This window comes from uncultured Cellulomonas sp., assembly GCF_947494015.1.
Lineage (GTDB): Bacteria > Actinomycetota > Actinomycetes > Actinomycetales > Cellulomonadaceae > Pengzhenrongella.
Window position 1 is genome coordinate 81391 of record NZ_CANLTL010000009.1, and the last position, 18494, is coordinate 99884.

Consider the following 18494-nt stretch of genomic DNA (forward strand, 5'->3'; position numbering starts at 1 on the left):
GTGGTCACAGACGGGTCACGATGCGCGGCCGTCGCCGCCCGGCGGGGGACCCGTGCGCCGGGGTGTGCACCGGTGCACCGGGTGCCCCGGGCCGGCTCCGGGGTGTCGGGCGGGCCGGCCGCTCGGCCCGGGGTACCTTCGGGCACCATGGCCACCCGCACGTCCTCCTCCGGCCGGTCCGCCCAGGCGACGCGGACCGGCTCCACCGGTCCGCGGGCCTCCACGGGCAGCGGCTCGCCGCGCCCGTCCGGCCGCGGCGCGACGGCCGTCCCCGCGACGCACCGACCCGCGCTGCCGGTGCGCATGGTGCGCGGGGTCTGGATGGGGTGCGCGCACGTGGTGGGCGGTACGGCCCGCCGGATCGGGCACGGTGCGCGCGAGCTGGACCCCGCCCACCGCCGCGACGGCATCGGGTTCACGCTGCTCGCGCTCGCGGTGATCGTCGCCGCCCGGGAGTGGTGGGGCCTGGAGGGCACCGCCGGCGACGTCATCCACGCGGTCGTCGCCGGGACGTTCGGCCGGGTCGGGGTCGTCGTCCCGCTGGTGCTCCTGGGACTGGCCGTCCGGCTGCTGCGGCACCCCGACCACGGGCAGGCGAACTCACGCATCGCCATCGGGATCGGCGCGCTGGGCGTCGCCGCCTGCGGGCTGGTCCACCTGTCCGCGGGTCTGCCCGCCCCGTCCGACGGCTTCGCCGTGCTGCGCGAGGCCGGCGGGATCGTCGGCTACCTCACCGCCACGCCCCTGGCCAGCGCGCTCACCGCCTGGGTCGCCGTGCCGCTGCTGCTCATGCTCGGGTTCTTCGGCGTCCTGGTCGTCACCGCGACGCCGGTGCACATGGTCGTCCCTCGCCTGCGGGCCGCGTACACGAGGCTCACCGGCGGCGAGCACCGCGAGGCCGGGGAGCACGCCGGTGGCGAGCCCGACGACGACGCGCCGCTGGTCATCAACGCCGGGCACAGCGCCCTGCCCGAGCCCACCGAGCCGCCGGCCAAGCGCGGCCTGCGGCTCGGTGGAGGCAAGAAGCGTGCGGAGAAGGCCGAGCAGGCCGAGGCCGAGGCAGCCGCCGCGCTGCTCGCCCAGTACGAGGCCGACGAGGCGTTCGAACGCGCTGCCTTCGTGGCGCCGGCCGACGACGCCGACGGCGCCGACGGCGCTGAGGGGCCCGCGGGTGCCGGGCAGGGCCGCGGCGCACGCGCCGGTGCGCCGGCGGCGGACTCCGCCCCGACCGCGCCGACCGTCGTCGTGCCGTCGTCCGGTGCCGATGGCCGGGACCTCGCGCCGCCGCCGACGTCGGGCGTGCCGCGCGGCGAGCAGCCGATGCTGGAGGGCGACGTCGTGTACTCGCTGCCCTCGGACGAGGTGCTCGCCAAGGGCGCCCCGCACAAGGTGCGCTCGGCCGCGAACGACCGCGTCGTGGAGGCGCTGACCACGGTGCTCGACCAGTTCGAGATCGACGCGCAGGTCACCGGGTTCATGCGCGGGCCGACGGTGACCCGCTACGAGGTCGAGCTGGGCCCGGCGGTCAAGGTCGAGCGGGTCACCGCGCTGAGCAAGAACATCGCCTACGCGGTCGCCAGCGCTGACGTCCGGATCCTGTCGCCGATCCCGGGCAAGTCGGCGATCGGGATCGAGATCCCCAACACCGACCGCGAGACGGTGTCCCTCGGGGACGTGCTGCGGTCCTCCGCGGCCCGGCGTACCGAGCACCCCATGGTGATCGGCGTCGGCAAGGACGTCGAGGGCGGCTACGTGGTCGCCAACCTCGCCAAGATGCCGCACCTGCTGGTCGCGGGCGCGACCGGGGCGGGCAAGTCCAGCTTCGTCAACTCGATGATCGTCTCGATCCTCATGCGGTCCACGCCGGACGACGTGCGCATGGTGCTCGTGGACCCCAAGCGCGTCGAGCTGACGATCTACGAGGGCATCCCGCACCTGATCACCCCCATCATCACCAATCCCAAGAAGGCCGCCGAGGCCCTGGAGTGGGTGGTGCGGGAGATGGAGGCGCGCTACGACGACCTCGCGATGTTCGGCTTCAAGCACATCGACGACTTCAACGTCGCGGTGCGCGCCGGCAAGGTGCACCCGCTGCCGGGCAGCGAGCGCAAGATCGCCCCCTACCCGTACCTGCTGGTCATCGTCGACGAGCTCGCCGACCTCATGATGGTCGCCCCCCGGGACGTGGAGGCGTCGATCCAGCGCATCACCCAGCTCGCGCGCGCGGCGGGCATCCACCTCGTCCTGGCGACGCAGCGCCCCTCGGTCGACGTCGTCACGGGTCTGATCAAGGCGAACGTCCCGTCCCGGCTGGCGTTCGCGACGTCCTCCCTCACCGACTCGCGGGTCGTGCTGGACCAGCCGGGCGCGGAGAAGCTCATCGGCCAGGGTGACGCGCTGTTCCTGCCGATGGGCGCGTCCAAGCCCATGCGCACCCAGGGTGCGTGGGTGTCCGAGAGCGAGATCCACGCCGTCGTCGAGCACGTCAAGACCCAGCTCAAGCCGGTGTACCGCAAGGACGTCATCCCCACGGTCGAGAAGAAGGCCGTCGACGAGGACATCGGCGACGACCTGGACCTGCTGCTGCAGGCCGCCGAGCTGGTCGTGACGACCCAGTTCGGATCGACGTCGATGCTGCAGCGCAAGCTGCGGGTGGGGTTCGCGAAGGCCGGCCGGCTGATGGACCTGCTCGAGTCCCGCGAGATCGTCGGGCCGTCGGAGGGCTCCAAGGCCCGCGAGGTCCTGGTGCAGCCGGACGACCTGCCGGGCACGCTGGCGATGCTGCGTGGTGAGCCGCCGGCGGCTGACGACCCGGTGGGCGACTCCCTGCCGCCGGTCGCGACCGACTACCACGACGGCGCGGACGAGGAGGACGCCGACCGGTGGACCGGTCGGTGACCGACGCCGCGACCGCTGCCGGCGTCCTGCCGGCGCCGGTCGTCGGTGCCCTGGTCGGGCTCGTGGTCGTGACGGTCGTCGTGGCGTATCTGCTGGGCCGGCGCGCTCGGCGCGAGGCCGCCCGTGCCGCGGACCTGCAGACCCGGCTGCGCGCGGCCGGCGCGCGCACCGACGCGCTGGAGGAGCTGGCCGGTGCGGGCACCATCGTGCAGGCCGGGGACGGTCGGCCGGCGTCGGTCAGCGACGGCGCGTTGCGTGTCCTGCGCCTGGCCCCGGACGACGTCCGCGGTCGCGCCGTGGGCGACCTGCCCGCGGTGCTCGTGGACGACGCCGGCCGACGGCTCGCTCCCGGGGCCGTCCTGGGCCGGGCGGCGGCCGGGGCCCGCGGGCCCGACGACGCCGCCGGGACGGTCGTGGGCGTGGCATCACCCCGGACGCCCGACGACGAGCCCCGGCGGGTCCACGTGCGCAGCCGGACGATGCCCGGCGGCGACGACGCGGTCGTGACCGTGCTGCTGGACGTGACCGACCGGCGCGGCGGCCTCGCCACCGACCCCGACACCCTGCGCGCGACGCTCGCCGGCATGCCGGTCGCCATGGCCGTGGCCGACCTGGACGGCACGGTCGTCACCGCGAACGACGCCTTCGCCGCGCTGCTCGGCACGGGGCCGGCCGGCGCCGTCGGGCACGCGCTCGCGGGCCGTCCCGGGCCCGACGCCGCCCGGTGGCACGACGGGGTGGCGCGGCTGCAGGCGGGGGACGCCCGGTTCGCGGTCGAGCGGTGGTACCCGCGTCCCGGCGACCGCCCGGCGTGGGTCGTCGTCGACGTCGCGCTGGTCCGGCCGGGGGCGGGTCGGCCGGACGCCCTGCTGGTGGCGGCCCGGGACCTGAGCGAGTACCGCGAGCGCTCCGAGGCGATGGCGCACCGGGCGATGCACGACCCGCTGACGGGTCTGGCGAACCGCGCCCTGCTCCAGGAGGTGCTGCAGTCCGCGCTCGAGGAGCCCGGCGCCGACCAGCGCGTCGCGGTGCTGGCGTGCGACCTGGACGGCTTCAAGCCCATCAACGACCGGTACGGGCACGCGGCCGGCGACGAGGTGCTCGTGCACGTCGCGGGCGTGCTGCGCGCGGCTACCGGTGGCTCCGGCACGGTGGCCCGGCTCGGCGGGGACGAGTTCGTCATCGTGCTGCACGCGATCGACGGACCGCGCCGGGTCCAGGAGGTGGCCGGCGCCGTGCACGCCGGGCTGCGCGACCCGGTCCGCCTGCACGGGCACCCGGTGACCGTGCGGGCCAGCATCGGGGTCGCGCTCGGCTCGCCCGACCTGCTCGAGCGCGGGGCCCCGGCCGTGCTCGCCGCCGCCGACGCCGCCCTGTACCGGGCCAAGGCGGCGGGCCGGTCCCGCACCGAGGTGTACGACCCGGGCATGCAGGTGGCGGGGGCCCCGGTCGCGTCCTCGACCGAGATCCTGGGCGCGATCGAGCGCGGTGAGCTCGTTCTGCACCTGCAGCCGCTGGTCGACCTGCGCGACGGGTCGGTCGTGGGCCACGAGGCCGTCGTCCGCTGGCAGCACCCCGAGCGCGGGCTGCTGCTGCCGGCCTCCTTCGCGCCGGCCGCGGACGCCGCCGGGTTGGGGGTCACGGTGACGCGCCACGTCCTCGCGCTCGCCGTCGCCCAGCTGGTCCGGACGCCGGCGCCGGGGGGCCGGCCGGACGGCTCGGCCGGCGGACCGGACGGCAGGCTCGCCGTCCAGGTCCCCGCGGACCTGCTGGCCGACGGCGAGCTGGCCGACGCGGTGGTGCACGACCTCACGGCCGCCGGGGTGCTCCCGCAGCGGCTCCTCGTCCTGCTCAGCGGCGCATCCTGGGCCGACGACGGCGGACGGGTCCGGCGGGCGGTGGAGGCGCTGCGCGCCGCGGGTGTGCCGGTCGTGCTGGACGGGTTCGGAGCCGGTGCGTCGCTGGCCGCGCTGCGCGACCTGCCGCTGGACGGTGTCCGGCTGGACGTGTCCTTCACCGCCGGTCTCACCGACGACCCGGCCGCGGCCCGGGTCGCCCGCGCCGTCGGTGCCCTGGCCCAGGAGCTCGGGCTCGCGACCATCGCACCCGGCGTCCAGACCCAGGAGCAGGCCGCGGTGCTCCGCGACGGCGGCTGGCGCTACGGGCAGGGCTGGCTGTTCGGGGCTGCCCAGCCGGCCTCGGCACCGTCCTGAACCGACGCCGCCGCCTGCGGGGAGGTCAGCCGACCCGGGCCACCACCTCGGGTGGTGGACCGGTGGGCACGGGCGGCCGCGTGCGCTGCGGCGCCTGAGGGCCGGCCGCCTCCGCGACCCGCTGCGCCCGCGCCGCGATCTCCGCCGCATCCAGCGTGCCCGTGCCGTCGGGGACGTCCGGGAGCGCGTGCACGTGGTGGTCCGTGCCGCGGTCGACCGTCACCCCCGTCCAGCCGACCCCGGTGATGCGCGCCGGTCCGTCCGCGCTCGTGACGACGTCCGCCCACCCGAGCAGCCCGGACGACGTCGCGGGTGGGCAGCACTCGCCGTCCTGGTTCGACAGGAGGTTGCCCAGGCCGTGGAAGACCCACATGCCCTCGCCGCGTGGACCGCCCTCGAGGTGCACCACGGGCTGCGGCACGTGGGCGTGGTGACCCAGGACGAGGTCGACCACGCCGGAGTCCGCGAGCGCCTGGGCCACCTCCACCTGCTCGCCGCTGGGCGCCGTCACGTACTCCACGCAGCAGTGCACGCTCGCGATCACGAGATCAGCACCGGCCTGGCGGGCGGCGGTCGCCTGTGCGACGAGCACCTGCGGGTCGAGCAGGGTGACCGACCACGGTGCATCCGGCGGCAGCGGCAGGCCGTTGAGCCCGTAGGTCGCGGCGACGTGCGCCACGGTGAGCGTGTGCCCGGCCCGTTCCAGCCGGTACAGCTGCGGCTGCTGCGCCTCGGCCTGCGTGCGCGCGGTCCCCACATGACCCAGTCCGGCGGCGTCGAGCGCGTCCAGGGTCGTCACCAGCCCCTCGCGCCCGCGGTCCAGGGAGTGGTTGGACGCCGTGGAGCACCCGTCCCAGCCGTGGCGTGCGAGGTCGCCGGTGAGCTCGCGCGGGGCACCGAACGCGGGATAGCCGGACGGCGTGGAGCCGTCCGGGACCACCGGCACCTCCAGGTGGCACAGCGCGAGGTCGGCGGCCTGCACCCATGCGTCGAGCGGGGCCAGCAGCGGACCGAAGTCGTACCCCTGCTCCGTGCGGGCGGACGCCAGCACCGACAGGTGCGGCAGCACGTCACCGGCGGCCACGATCGTGAACGTCGCGTCCGGCGGAGTGGTCGGGGTGGGCGACGGCGTCGGCGAGGGCGTGTCCGTGCGGGTCACGGACGGCGGCGCCTCGGCCTGACCCGGCACGCCGGCGTCGTCGGTCCGCCACACCGTGGCGACGACGATCCCGAGGGCGACGACGGCCAGCAGCACGAGGACGACCCCGACCACGACGGCGCGGCGCACGGTGCCGGGGTGGGTGCGGGCGGCGTCGGCGGGGCTCACGCGGCGACCCTAGCGAGGCCGACCGACATGCAGCCGCGCCGCGGCGACGTCCCCGACGGGCGACCGCTGCCCGGAGCCCTAGTCTGGACGGGTGGTCACCGCTGCTCCGTCCCGTTGGAACGTCGCCAACGCGGTCACGCTCGCGCGCATCGCGCTGGTGCCCTTCTTCGTGGTCGCGCTGCTCGCGGACGGGGGCGACTCGGTCGCCTGGCGGTTGACGGCGACGGGGATCTTCCTGCTCGCCGCGGTCACCGACCGGCTCGACGGGTACCTGGCTCGCCGCGACAACCTCGTGACGGACCTGGGCAAGCTGCTCGACCCCATCGCGGACAAGCTGCTCATCGGCTCCGGCCTGATCGGACTGTCGGTCCTCGGCGAGCTGTCGTGGTGGGTGACGGTCGTGATCCTGGCGCGCGAGCTGGGGATCACCGCCATGCGGTTCATGGTGCTGCGGTACGCGGTGATGCCCGCCTCGCGCGGCGGCAAGCTCAAGACCGTGCTGCAGGTGGTTGCGATCGCGCTCTACCTGCTGCCCCTCGACCGCCTCCCGTCGTTCATCGGCGTGCTCGCCGCGGTGGCGATGGGTGCCGCGGTCGCGGTGACCCTGGTGACCGGCGTCGACTACGTCCGCCAGGCGGTCCGCCTGCGTCACACCGCGCAGACATGACCCCGCGCGTGGCGGACCGCGCGAGCGGCCACGTGACCGGCACGTGGCGGGCCACGTGACGGGCCTCGTGACGGGCCTCGTGACGGGCCCTGTGAGGGGCGCATGACCGGCACCGACGCCGGCCCGCACGGGGACGCCGCCGCCCCACCGGCGCCGGGCGCCGTCCTGGCCGAGGCGCAGGCGCTCGTCGCCGAACTGGTCGGACGCGGACTGACGGTGGCCGTCGCGGAGTCGCTCACCGGCGGCTCGGTCACCTCCGCGCTCGTCGACGTGCCGGGGGCCTCGCGCGCGCTGCGCGGCGGCATCGTCTCGTACGCCACCGTGCTGAAGGCCGAGCTGCTCGACGTCGACCGCGACCTGCTCCGCCGAGCCGGCGCCGTCGATCCCGACGTCGCCCGGCAGATGGCCCGCGGGGTGCGGACCCGGCTGGGGGCCGACGTCGGCCTGGCCACCACCGGCGTCGCGGGGCCCGACCCTCAGGACGGCCACGCGCCGGGCGAGGTGCACGTGGCGGTGGCGACCGCCGACGCCGTCGTGGTCCGTTCCCTGCGGCTCGCCGGGGACCGTGCCGCGGTGCGTGCCGGGGCCGTGCGTGCGGTGCTGACCTGCGCGGCCGACGTGCTGGCCGGTGGGCGCCGGTGAGGGGAACACTCGGGTGGAGCAGCGCGTTGGATGAAATGTGCAGAACACAGGACCGGTGACAGCCCGCCCACAGGGCAGGCTCGATGCACCGGGGTACGGTAGGAACGTCCCCGCACGGGGACGGGTCAACGCGGCGGTCGTCGGACGAGCGCCGGAGGCCCGACCGGGAGTGCCGCGGTCGTCGGTCGCACGGGACACGGGAGGGGGACGCCAGATGGTGGTACTGCGCCGCGAGATCGGTGACGTGCTGCGGGATGCCCGCCAGCGACAGGGCCGGACCCTGCGTGAGGTGTCCTCTGCTGCACGGGTGTCGCTCGGCTACCTCAGCGAGGTCGAGCGAGGTCAGAAGGAGGCGTCCTCGGAGCTGCTCGGCAGCATCTGCGACGCACTCGACATCCCGCTGTCCCTCGTCCTGCGCGAGGTCAGCGACCGGGTCGCCGTCGCCGAGGGCCTGCTCATCCCGGACACGGTCCCGGTCGAGCTCGCCACGTCGATGCGGTCGGTGCCCGAGCCCGGCCTCGGTTGGGCCCGCGCCCGTGGGGAGCTCGCCCCGACCGGGTGAGCCCCGCCGGCGTGGGGCGGAGCCTGACGCGGTGGCGCGCAGGCATCATCCGGACACGACCGGCGCGACGGACGGGGCAGGTCTCCACAGCCCGACCCAGCATGTCTGCCCGCCCCCCGGGGGGCGGGCATTCCTGCGTCCGGAGCCGGTCGCTCAGCGCGGGGCCTGGCACCGCGGGCAGTAGAAGATCGGCCGCTCGGTGGGCGGCTTGCGCGCGACGCCACGCTCGATCGGGGTGCCGCACCGCCGGCACGGCCGGCCCATCCTGCTGTGCACGTACGCCCCCTGGCCGCGACCACCCTCGCCGGTCACCGTGGGCCCGGACGTCGACTCGACCGAGCGGACCATGAGGCCGCGGGTGGTCAGCAGCAGGTCGGCGAGGTCCGGGACCTCGTCCGCGGGGGTCCACGGCCACAGCCGGCGCAGGAACAGCGGCTCCGCCGTCCAGATCGTGCCGATCCCGGCCAGCACGGTCTGGTCGAGCAGCACCTCGGCGATGGGCGTGGAACCGCGGACCGCGACGCGCCGCAGCGCCTCGGCGAGCCCGTCGGTCCCGAAGGCGTCGTCGAGGATGTCCGGGCCGAGGTGACCGATCAGCGTCCCCTCGTCCCGGGTGGGCACGACGTCGAGCATGCCCAGCCGGTCCCCGAGCGCCGTCCAGAGCGCGTTGCCCAGCACCGCCCGTAGGTACGGACCCCGACCCCGAGCGCCGGACGAGCCGGTCCGGGCGATCTTCCACGACCCCTCCATCCGCAGGTGCGTGTGCAGGGTGCGGCCGTCGTCCACCCGGGTGAGCAGGTGCTTGCCCACGGCCCGCGTGCCCAGCACGGTGCGCCCGGACAGGTCGGTCCCCACCGCGGACGGCCAGCGCAGCTCGGCGCGCTCGAGCACCCGGCCGGTCAGCGCCTGGTCGAGCGTGCGCGCGGTGCGCTTGACGGTGTCTCCCTCGGGCACGGCTCAGGCCTGCCCGCGCAGCCGCAGACCGCTCGGGGTCGGGCCGAAGCCCGCGCCGACGAGAGCGCGACCCACGGGGCTCTGGAGCTCGCCGAGCAGCTCGGCGCCGTTCGCGCGCTGGATCGCGCTCCGTCCGAGCCGACCGGCGCGCACGGCGTCGGCCAGGCCGGTGGCGGCGACCGCCAGGGCCACCTCGTCGTCGGTGAAGGACAGGACCGTGCGGCCCCCTCGTTCCACGTACAGGACGAGTGCGCCCGCCACGAGCACCACCACCGAGCCGGCCTTGCGGCCCGGCCGGTGGCGCGTCCCGCCGCCGTCGCGGGTGGGGGCGGGGGGCACGGCGACCGTGGTCCCCGCCGTGTCGGCGGCGCCCGCCGTGCCGGGACGAGCGCGGGAGCCGGACGACGCCTCGCCCGGTCCCGTCGGCGGGCCGCCGTCGCGACGGGGCGTCACCGACCCGTCGGTGCCGGCCTGCGTCGGCCAGGCCAGCGCCGCGCCGTAGGGGTTGGCCGGGTCCGTCGCGGCCAGCACGACGGCCGCGGCCGGCGCGCGCCCGGTCGCGTCCCACCCGCCGTGGCCGCCGGGCGCATGTCCCACCAGCTCGTCGTCCGAGCCGGCTGACGCCTCCTTGGCGTCCGACCGCAGCTGGTCGACGGCGCCGGGGAGCGCGAACTGCGAGCCGCCGAGGTGCTCGACGAAGTACCCCCGCCGCACCTGTCCCGCCGACTCCAGCGCGGCGAGCACCCGGTACACCAGGCCGAACTGGCCGGCGATGCCCTCGGCGGGTGCCACCGCCCGGGTGAGCACGCCGTGCCGGTCGAGCAGCTGGGCGGCCAGCGCGTGTGCGCGCACCGTCGGGTCGGTGTCGCGCTCGGGGAGCAGCGACCAGCGCCCTCCCGCGTCGGGATTCGCGAGCTCCGCCATCGACGCCGCCGGGCGGGACAGCCCCGGGCGCAGCCCGAGGCGACCCCCCCGCGCCATCGCGCGTGTGCGGGGAGCCGGCGCGCGGGTGCGGTGCGCGGTGCCCGACCCGCGACGCCCGCCCGCGCCCAGCCTGGCTCGCAACGGGCCGAGCCCGTCGTTCGTCACGTGTCCCGCCCAGACCAGGTCCCAGAGCGCGGCCGCGATCGACGTGAGCCCCGGCGCGACCCACGGTGCCTCGGCGGGCGTGCCCGGTCCCCGCGTCGGCGCCCTACCCGCGCCACCCGCGCCGTCCGCCCTGCCCGCTCGATCCGCGCCGTCCGCGCCGGCTGCCCCGGCCGCGTGCAGCTCCTCGCCGACCCGCGCCACCATGCCGGACAGGAACCAGGCGCCGCCGTCGGCGAGCACCGCGAGCACGGCCCGGTGCAGGGGCGTGTCGAGCACGTCGCCGGGCTCGATCGGCGCGATCGGCGGCAGCGTCAGGTCGGCGGTCGCGGCCGGGTGCAGGCTCACCATCCCGTCGTGCGCGGCCAGCTCTCCGTGCCCTGCCCAGACGACCTCGCCCGCGGCGGTCAGCTCGTCCAGCATGGCCGGCACGTAGTCGACCACCCGGGCCGGCAGCACCAGGGACTCCAACGCGGACGCCGGCATCACCGAGCCCGCGAGCTGCTCGATCGCGCGCGCCAGCCCGTCCACGCCGCGCAGCCGGCCGACCCCCTGCCACCGCGGCAGGAAGATCCCGAGCGCGCCCTGGTCCACCGGCTCGACCTCGGCGCGCAGAGCGGCCAGCGACCGCCGCCGCAGGGTGCGCAGCACCTCGGTGTCGCAGTACTCCTCGCCGCTGCCGCCGAGCACCTCGGGCCGGAGTCGACCGGCCACCAGCACACCCGACGACTCCAGCCGCCGCAGGACGTCGGTCGCGACCGCGACGCCGATCCCGAACCGCGCCGCGACCTGCGTGGCCGGGAACGGGCCGTGCGTGCGCGCGTGCCGTCGCAGCAGGTCCCCGAGCGGGTCGGGGACGAGCTTGGTGAACACCTCGGGCACGCCCACGGGCAGGGCGACACCGAGGGCGTCGCGCAGCCGGCCGGCGTCCTCCACCGCCGCCCACTGCTGGGTGCGGTCCGCGCCGTCCGGTCCCGGCGCTGCACCCGCGAGGCGGACCTGGATCAGCCGGCGCGCGCGCTCGAGCTCGGTGAGCCACGCGGCGACGTCCCCGCGCACCTCCTCCCGGGTGCGCAGCTCGGCCTCCGCCGTGGTCAGCGGACCGTGCCGACGCAGCACGTCCGCCAGGTCCTCGGCGTGCCGGGCGAGGCGCTCGGGCGCGAGCCCCATGAGCTCGGCCTCGGTGCGCTCCACCGCCGCCGGGTCGAGCAGGTCGGCCAGCTGCGAGGCCCCACCCTGGCCCAGCAGCTCGGCGAGCAGCGTGGGGTCCAGCGTGAGGGCCGCCGCACGACGCTCGGCCAGCGGCGCGTCGCCGTCGTAGAGAAACTGGGCGGTGTAGCCGAACAGCAGCGACTGGGCGAAGGGGGACGGCGTCGGGGTCGTCACCTCCACCACCCGGACCCGGCCGGCGGCGGCGTCGGTCATCAGCTCGGTGAGCGCCTCGACGTCGAAGTCGTCCTGCAGGCACTCGCGGACCGCCTCGAGCAGGATCGGGAAGTCGGGGTACCGGGCCGCGACGCTCAGCAGCTGCGCCGAGCGCTGGCGCTGCTGCCACAGCGGCTGCCGCCGGTCCGGCCGGCGGCGGGGGAGCAGCAGGGCGCGCGCGGCAGCCTCCCGGAACCGGGCGCCGAACATGGCCGAGCCCCCCAGCTCCTCGCGGACCGCGTCGGCCACCTCCTCCGGCGCGATGAGCAGGTCGGCGGGGTCCAGCGCGGGTCCGGCGTCGTCCCAGCTCGCCGCGCCGTCCCCGACGATGACGTCGGGCAGCCGCAGCACGATCCCGTCGTCGGCGTGCATGGCGGCCGCGTCGACGCCGTACCGCTCGCGCATCCGCGCGCCGATCACCAGCGCCCACGGCGCGTGCACGTGGGCACCGTACGGGGAGTGGATGACGATCCGCCAGTCGCCGATCTCGTCACGGAACCGCTCGACGACCAGGGTGCGGTCGTCCGGCACCGTCCCGGTCGACTCGCCCTGCTCTCGCAGGTAGCCGAGCAGGTTGTCCGCCGCCCACGGGTCCAGCCCGGCACCCTCCACCTCGGCCCGCGCGGCCTCGGGCGCCATCGGCACCAGGGCGCGGACCCACGCACCGATCGCCCGCCCCAGGTCGGCCGGCCGGCCGGGCGAGTCGCCCTTCCAGAACGGCAGCCGGCCCGGGATCCCCGGGGCGGGGGTGACCAGCACCCGGTCGGGGGTGATGTCCTCGATGCGCCAGGTGCTCGAGCCCAGGGTGAAGGTGTCGCCCACCCGCGACTCGTAGACCATCTCCTCGTCCAGCTCGCCGACGCGCTTGCCGCCGCGCAGCCGCCCGCCGCCCGCGCGCTCCTCGTCGGCCGGCACGTCCAGGCCCGCCGCCGGGCCCGCGGTGGGCGACGAGCCGGTCGCCAGGAAGACGCCGTACAGCCCGCGGTCGGGGATCGTGCCGCCGCTCGTGACCGCGAGCCGCAGGGCCCCGGGGCGGGCGGAGAGCAGGTCCCGGGTGCGGTCCCACACGATCCGGGCGCGCAGCTCGGCGAAGTCCTCGCTCGGGTAGCGGCCGGCAAGCATGTCGAGCACGGCCCGCAGCGCACCGTCGCCCAGGCCCGCGAACGGAGCGGACCGGCGGACCACCTCGGCGAGGTCGGTCACCGTCCAGTCCTCGACGGCGACCATCGCGACCACCTGCTGGGCGAGCACGTCGAGCGGGTTGCGCAGCACGGACAGGTGCTCGATCTCGCCGCGGCGCATCCGTCCCGCCACGACCGCCGAGGGCACCAGCTCCCCGCGGAAGGTCGGGAACAGGACCCCGCGCGAGACCGCACCGACCTGGTGACCGGCACGGCCGATGCGCTGCAGCCCGCTGGCGACCGACGGCGGGGACCCCACCTGCACCACGAGGTCGACCGCCCCCATGTCGATGCCCAGCTCCAGCGACGACGTCGCCACCACCGCGGGCAGCCGCCCGGCCTTCAGCTCGGTCTCCGTGCGGGTCCGCTCCGCGCGGCTCATCGACCCGTGGTGCGCCCGGGCGAGCACCACGTCGTCGGACGGCGGCAGGCCCGCTCCGACGCCGACCGCCGTCCCCGACTGCGCGAGCACCTGGGCGGGCTGCAGGGTGCCCGGGTCGGGCACGTCCTCGCCGCGGCGGGTCGCCCAGACCTCGTTCATCCGGGCGGTGAGGCGCTCGGCGCCGCGGCGGGAGTTCGTGAACACGAGGGTCGAGCGGTGGTCCGCCACCAGGTCGACGACCCGCTCCTCGACGTGCGGCCAGATCGAGGGCCGCGGCGGGTTGCCGGCCGCCGGGCCGCTGAGGTCGACCTCGCCCGCCGGCAGCGGCGGCAGCTCGCGGTCCGCCGCACCGGGTGGCAGCGGCGCGCCGGCGAGGTCCGACAGGTCAGGGACCGGCACGACGACGTCGACCTCGATGCGCTTGCGCGACTCGGGCTGCACGACGACGACGCCGCGTCCGCCGTCCGCCGCGGTGCGCGACCCGCCCAGGAAGGACGCGACCGCGTCGACGGGGCGGACGGTCGCGGACAGGCCGATGCGCTGCGCCGGCGCCGGCAGCAGCGCGTCCAGCCGCTCGAGCGTCACGGCCAGGTGCGCACCGCGCTTCGTGCCGGCGACGGCGTGGATCTCGTCGAGGATCACCGTGCGCACCCCGGAGAGCCCGACCCGGGCGGCCGATGTCAGCACGAGGTACAGCGACTCCGGGGTCGTGATGAGGATGTCCGGGGGCCGGGTCGCGAACGCGCGCCGCTCCGCCGGTGGTGTGTCGCCGGTGCGCACGCCGACGGTCACGTCGGGGACGGCGAGCCCCAGCCGCGTCGACGCCTGGCGGATGCCGACCAGCGGCGAGCGCAGGTTGCGCTCGACGTCGGACGCCAGCGCCTTGAGCGGGGAGACGTACAGCACCCGGCAGCGCTCGACCGCGGACGCGGGCTCCGGCTCCCCGGCGCGCGGCGCGAGGAGACCGTCGAGCGCCCACAGGAACGCGGCCAGGGTCTTGCCGGAGCCGGTCGGAGCGACCACGAGGGCGTGCTGGCCGGAGCCGACCGCGTCCCACGCGCCGGCCTGGGCGGTGGTCGGGGTCGCGAAGGCGCCGGTGAACCAGTCCCGGGTCGCAGGGGAGAAGCGCGCCAGGGGGTCGGACGCAGCGTCGCCGCCGGGTCCGCCCGCACCGCCGTCCGTGGTCACGGGTGCCATTGTGCGGGTCGCCACCGACATGCGCCCCGGGTCGCCCGTGTCAGGCTGGGTGCATGCGCAACCGCGAGTTCTGGCAGCTGGTCGACGAGGTGTTCGGGGAGCGCTACGGCCGGACGCTGGCGGCCGACCAGGTGCTCGGGGAGCTCGACGACCGGACCGCCGCGCAGGCCATCGAGGACGGCGTCGAGCCGCGCACCGTGTGGCACGTGCTGTGCGACGCGATGGACGTCCCGGACCAGCAGCGGTGGGGCCTGGACGTGCGACGCCCGGCCCCGCCGCGCGGCTGAGCGAGCACCGGGAGGGCGTCCTGCGCCGTGCCGGCGTCTCCGGGCGCGGTGGCGGACCGAGCCCCGGACCACGCCGCGGCGTGTCGCGGGCGCCGGCCCCGGATCGAACAGGTGTTCGGCTAGGCTCTCCACAGGTGATGACGGCGGCGGCCCGTCCACACGTCGGGGAGGGGCCGCGTCGGATGTCGGTGGTCGGGCATAGCGTCGCCGGGAAGCAACAGACCAGTCCCACAGGCGCAGCGACCGCTGCCTTCAGACACGAGGTGTGACATGCCCGCTCCCCAGGACCGCGAGAAGGCTCTCGAGGCCGCCCTCGGCCAGATCGACCGTCAGTTCGGCAAGGGCTCGATCATGCGCCTCGGTGACGAGGGCCGCGCCCCCGTCGAGGTGATCCCCACGGGGTCGATCGCGCTCGACATCGCGCTCGGCATCGGCGGGCTGCCGCGTGGGCGCGTGGTGGAGATCTACGGCCCGGAGTCCTCCGGCAAGACGACCGTCGCCCTGCACGCCGTGGCCAACGCCCAGCGCGCCGGCGGCATCGCGGCGTTCATCGACGCCGAGCACGCCCTCGACCCCGAGTACGCCAAGAAGCTCGGCGTCGACACCGACGCGCTCCTCGTCTCCCAGCCGGACACCGGCGAGCAGGCGCTGGAGATCATGGACATGCTGATCCGCTCCGGCGCGATCGACATCGTGGTCATCGACTCCGTCGCCGCGCTGGTGCCGAAGGCGGAGATCGAGGGCGAGATGGGTGACAGCCACGTCGGCCTGCAGGCGCGGCTGATGTCCCAGGCGCTGCGCAAGATCACCGGTGCCCTGAACGCCTCCGGCACGACGGCGATCTTCATCAACCAGCTGCGCGAGAAGATCGGGGTGTTCTTCGGCTCCCCGGAGACCACCACGGGTGGCAAGGCGCTGAAGTTCTACGCCTCGGTCCGCATGGACATCCGCCGCATCGAGACCCTCAAGGAGGGCACCGACGCGGTCGGCAACCGGACCCGCGTCAAGATCGTCAAGAACAAGATGTCCCCGCCGTTCAAGCAGGCCGAGTTCGACATCCTGTACGGCGTGGGGATCTCCCGTGAGGGCGGACTGATCGACATGGGGGTCGAGCACGGCTTCGTGCGCAAGTCGGGCTCGTGGTTCACCTACGAGGGCGACCAGCTCGGGCAGGGCAAGGAGAACGCGCGCGGGTTCCTGCGGGACAACCCCGACCTGGCCGACGAGCTCGAGAAGAAGATCAAGGAGAAGCTCGGGGTGGGCGCCAAGATGGACGCCCCGGCCGACCCCGGCCCCGCGGTGGACTTCTGAGTCCGATGGCCGCCGCTGCGGACGACCAGCACGACCAGCGGCCCGGCGCCGACCGTGGACCGGGGGACGACCCGGTGAGTCGGGGTGCTCGGCGCCCCGGCCCGCGGTCCGGGCGCCGGGCGCGCACCTCGGAGCCGCCGCTCGACGGGCCGGCCGCGGCCGACCGCGAGCCGGACCCCGAGTCGGTCGCCCGGTCGATCGCGCTGCGCCTGCTCACCGGGGCGCCGCGCAGCCGTGCGCAGCTGGCCGCCGCGATGGCCCGCAAGGACGTCCCGGAGCCGGTGGCGGAGCGCGTGCTGGACAGGTTCACCGAGGTGGGCCTGATCGACGACGCCGAGTACGCGCGCATCCTGGTCCGATCCCGGCACGCCGACCGCGGCCTCGCCCGTCGCGCGCTCGGTGTCGAGCTCCGGCGCAAGGGCATCGACGACGAGCTGGCCGCGGAGGCGCTCGGCACGGTGGACGCCGAGCAGGAGGAGACGACCGCGCGTGAGCTCGCTCGCCGGCGTCTCGCGGCGACGTCCGGGCTCGCTCGCGAGGTCCGGGTGCGTCGGGTGACGGCGATGCTGGGCCGCAAGGGGTACTCCGGCGGCCTCGCGCACCGGCTCGTGCGTGAGCTGCTCGCGGAGGAGGAGGCCGACCGCACCTCGGGTGCCGACGCCGCCTCGGCCGACGACGGCTGGGGCGACGGCGGCTGGACCGACGACGGTCCGGTGTACGCGCAGGACCACTGACGCCGTACCGTCACACCCGGGATCGTCGGGGGGACGCACATGACCACGGGTGAGGCGCTGGCCGTCGTCGGGCCGATCGTGATCGCGGTGGTGGTCGCGGTGGCCATCGTGCTCGCGGCACGGCGAGCCGCGGCCACGCTGCGCGGGCGTGCGGCGGCCGACGCGGCCCGGGCCGCCGAGGAGCTGCGGCGGGCCGAGGCCGAGCTCGACCGCCGGGCCGATGCGGTGGCGACCCGCGAGCAGGCGCTGACGCAGGACCGGGCTGCCGCGGCGGACCTCGCGCAGTCGCTGCGCGACCGGGCGCTGGCCCTCACCGAGTCCGAGCAGCAGACCACGCGCGCGCTGGCCGCCGAGCGCGCCGCCGTGGCCGCCGAGCGTGACGTCGTGGCGGCGGACCGCGCGGCCGCGGCGGGCGAGCACGAGGCGGCCCGGAGCGAGCGTGCGGCGGCTCTCGCCGACCGCGCGGCACTGGCCACCGAGCTCGAGGCCGTCGCCGGGCTGACCCGCGCCCAGGCACGCGCGGAGATCGAACGGCAGGTCGTGGAGCAGGCCACGCACGAGGCCGAGGCGGCCGGGCGCCGGGCGGCGGCCCGGATCCAGGCCGAGGCCGACGAGCGCGCCCGGCGCATCGTCGCCACGGCGGTCCAGCGGCTCTCCGGCCCGACGAGCTCTCAGGGCGTGGTGGTGCACCTCCGTCTGCCCACGGAGGAGATGAAGGGCCGGATCATCGGCAAGGAGGGCCGCAACATCCGGGCGTTCGAGGCGCTCACCGGCGTGAACGTGATCATCGACGACGTGCCGGACGCGGTCACGCTGTCGTGCTTCGACGCCGAGCGGCGCGAGGTGGCCCAGGTCGCCCTGGAGGCCCTCATGGCGGACGGGCGGATCAACCCCCAGCGGATCGAGACCGCGTACGCCGAGGCCCTCGCGGGCGCCGACGAGCGCACGCTGGCGGCCGGTCACCTCGCTGCCGAGCAGGCCGGCGTCGGACCGCTGCACCGCGAGCTGGTCCGCACCATGGGCCGGCTGCGCCTGCGCACGTCCTACGGGCAGAACGTGCTCGCCCACCTCGTGGAGACCGCGCAGATCGCCGCGACCATGGCGGCCGAGCTCGGCGCGGACGTCGACGTCGCCCGCCGGGCGGCGTTCCTGCACGACGTCGGCAAGGCGCTGACCGGTGAGCTGGGCGGGACGCACGCGGCGGTCGGCGCCGACCTCGCCCGCCGGTGCGGCGAGAGCGACGTCGTGGTGAACGCGATCGCCGCGCACCACGACGAGGTCCGGCCGGAGTCGGTCGAGGCGGTGCTGGTCCAGGCCGCCGACGCGTGCTCGGCCGCACGGCCCGGCGCCCGCCGGGACGAGCTGGACCAGTACGTCGAGCGGATGGACACCATCGAGAAGCTCGTCGCGGACCACGAGGGCGTCCGCCGGGTCCTGGCGATGTCGGCCGGCCGCGAGGTCCGGGTCATCGTCCAGCCCGAGGTGGTCGACGACTACAGCCTGCCGGGCCTGGCCACCGCGATCGCCCGGCACATCGAGGCGGACCTGACGTACCCCGGCGAGATCAAGGTGACCGTCATCCGGGAGATCCGCGCCAGCGCGACCGCCGGCTGACCGGCCCGGGAGGG

Annotated in this window: 11 protein-coding genes and 1 pseudogene; 9 read left to right on the forward strand and 3 right to left on the reverse strand. The window is 76.1% G+C overall.

Annotation, left to right across the window (positions count from 1 at the left end; all coding sequences use genetic code 11):
- Positions 1 to 147 precede the first annotated feature (147 nt).
- Together Q0840_RS11640 and Q0840_RS11645 are read left to right on the forward strand one after the other, a co-directional pair.
- Complete coding sequence (locus tag Q0840_RS11640) at positions 148 to 2898, forward strand: DNA translocase FtsK (protein WP_298459647.1); 2751 nt, start codon at positions 148 to 150, stop codon at positions 2896 to 2898.
- Positions 2895 to 5111: a bifunctional diguanylate cyclase/phosphodiesterase gene (locus Q0840_RS11645; protein WP_298459648.1), complete on the forward strand. Its 2217-nt coding sequence runs from the start codon at positions 2895 to 2897 to the stop codon at positions 5109 to 5111. The genes Q0840_RS11640 and Q0840_RS11645 overlap by 4 nt, the downstream gene beginning before the upstream one ends.
- Positions 5112 to 5136: 25 nt before the next feature.
- Here Q0840_RS11645 and Q0840_RS11650 read toward each other — a convergent pair whose 3' ends face one another.
- Positions 5137 to 6438 carry a CapA family protein gene (locus tag Q0840_RS11650; RefSeq protein ID WP_298459649.1) on the reverse strand — a complete coding sequence of 434 codons (1302 nt, stop codon included), beginning with the start codon at positions 6436 to 6438 and terminating at the stop codon, positions 5137 to 5139.
- A gap of 91 nt (positions 6439 to 6529) precedes the next feature.
- Between Q0840_RS11650 and pgsA the strand changes: the two genes are divergently transcribed.
- The 3 genes from pgsA (at position 6530) to Q0840_RS11665 (ending at position 8309) form a co-directional block, all read left to right on the forward strand.
- Positions 6530 to 7105, forward strand: coding sequence for a CDP-diacylglycerol--glycerol-3-phosphate 3-phosphatidyltransferase (pgsA, locus tag Q0840_RS11655; protein WP_298459650.1), 576 nt, complete (start codon positions 6530 to 6532; stop codon positions 7103 to 7105).
- Positions 7106 to 7207: 102 nt separating this feature from the next.
- Positions 7208 to 7747 (forward strand): CinA family protein, encoded by a 540-nt coding sequence (locus Q0840_RS11660; protein ID WP_298459651.1) that lies wholly within the window; start codon positions 7208 to 7210, stop codon positions 7745 to 7747.
- Between the two features lie 214 nt (positions 7748 to 7961).
- The gene (locus tag Q0840_RS11665) at positions 7962 to 8309 is read left to right on the forward strand and encodes a helix-turn-helix domain-containing protein (RefSeq protein WP_298459652.1); all 348 of its coding nucleotides are present in this window, start codon (positions 7962 to 7964) and stop codon (positions 8307 to 8309) included.
- A 153-nt stretch (positions 8310 to 8462) separates the two neighbouring features.
- On the opposite strand, the gene Q0840_RS11670 is transcribed toward Q0840_RS11665, so the two are convergent.
- A complete protein-coding gene (locus tag Q0840_RS11670) occupies positions 8463 to 9263 on the reverse strand; it encodes an Fpg/Nei family DNA glycosylase (protein ID WP_298459653.1) in 801 nt (266 codons plus the stop codon).
- 3 nt (positions 9264 to 9266) lie between these two features.
- Complete coding sequence (locus tag Q0840_RS11675; RefSeq protein WP_298459654.1) at positions 9267 to 14525, reverse strand: DEAD/DEAH box helicase; 5259 nt, start codon at positions 14523 to 14525, stop codon at positions 9267 to 9269.
- Between the two features lie 62 nt (positions 14526 to 14587).
- Between Q0840_RS11675 and Q0840_RS11680 the strand changes: the two genes are divergently transcribed.
- The 4 genes and pseudogenes from Q0840_RS11680 to rny all read left to right on the forward strand — a co-directional run bounded on the left by Q0840_RS11680 (position 14588) and on the right by rny (position 18480).
- Positions 14588 to 14821 carry a DUF3046 domain-containing protein gene (locus Q0840_RS11680; RefSeq protein WP_298459655.1) on the forward strand — a complete coding sequence of 78 codons (234 nt, stop codon included), beginning with the start codon at positions 14588 to 14590 and terminating at the stop codon, positions 14819 to 14821.
- Positions 14822 to 15091: 270 nt separating this feature from the next.
- A pseudogene (gene recA, locus Q0840_RS11685) lies at positions 15092 to 16081 on the forward strand (recombinase RecA); the annotation flags it as partial.
- Between the two features lie 56 nt (positions 16082 to 16137).
- On the forward strand, positions 16138 to 16866 hold the full coding sequence (locus Q0840_RS11690) for a regulatory protein RecX (RefSeq protein WP_367183118.1): 729 nt from the start codon (positions 16138 to 16140) through the stop codon (positions 16864 to 16866).
- 39 nt (positions 16867 to 16905) lie between these two features.
- A complete protein-coding gene (gene rny, locus Q0840_RS11695; RefSeq protein WP_298459656.1) occupies positions 16906 to 18480 on the forward strand; it encodes a ribonuclease Y in 1575 nt (524 codons plus the stop codon).
- The last annotated feature ends 14 nt before the right edge of the window (positions 18481 to 18494 follow it).

Excerpts from the sequence above, each read along its gene's own strand:
- Q0840_RS11660 (WP_298459651.1), top strand. The coding sequence starts at position 7,208 with ATGACCGGCACCGACGCCGGCCCGCACGGGGACGCCGCCGCCCCACCG.
- Q0840_RS11680 (WP_298459655.1), top strand. The coding sequence starts at position 14,588 with ATGCGCAACCGCGAGTTCTGGCAGCTGGTCGACGAGGTGTTCGGGGAG.
- Q0840_RS11640 (WP_298459647.1), top strand. The coding sequence starts at position 148 with ATGGCCACCCGCACGTCCTCCTCCGGCCGGTCCGCCCAGGCGACGCGG.
- Q0840_RS11665 (WP_298459652.1), top strand. The coding sequence starts at position 7,962 with ATGGTGGTACTGCGCCGCGAGATCGGTGACGTGCTGCGGGATGCCCGC.
- rny (WP_298459656.1), top strand. The coding sequence starts at position 16,906 with ATGACCACGGGTGAGGCGCTGGCCGTCGTCGGGCCGATCGTGATCGCG.
- Q0840_RS11690 (WP_367183118.1), top strand. The coding sequence starts at position 16,138 with ATGGCCGCCGCTGCGGACGACCAGCACGACCAGCGGCCCGGCGCCGAC.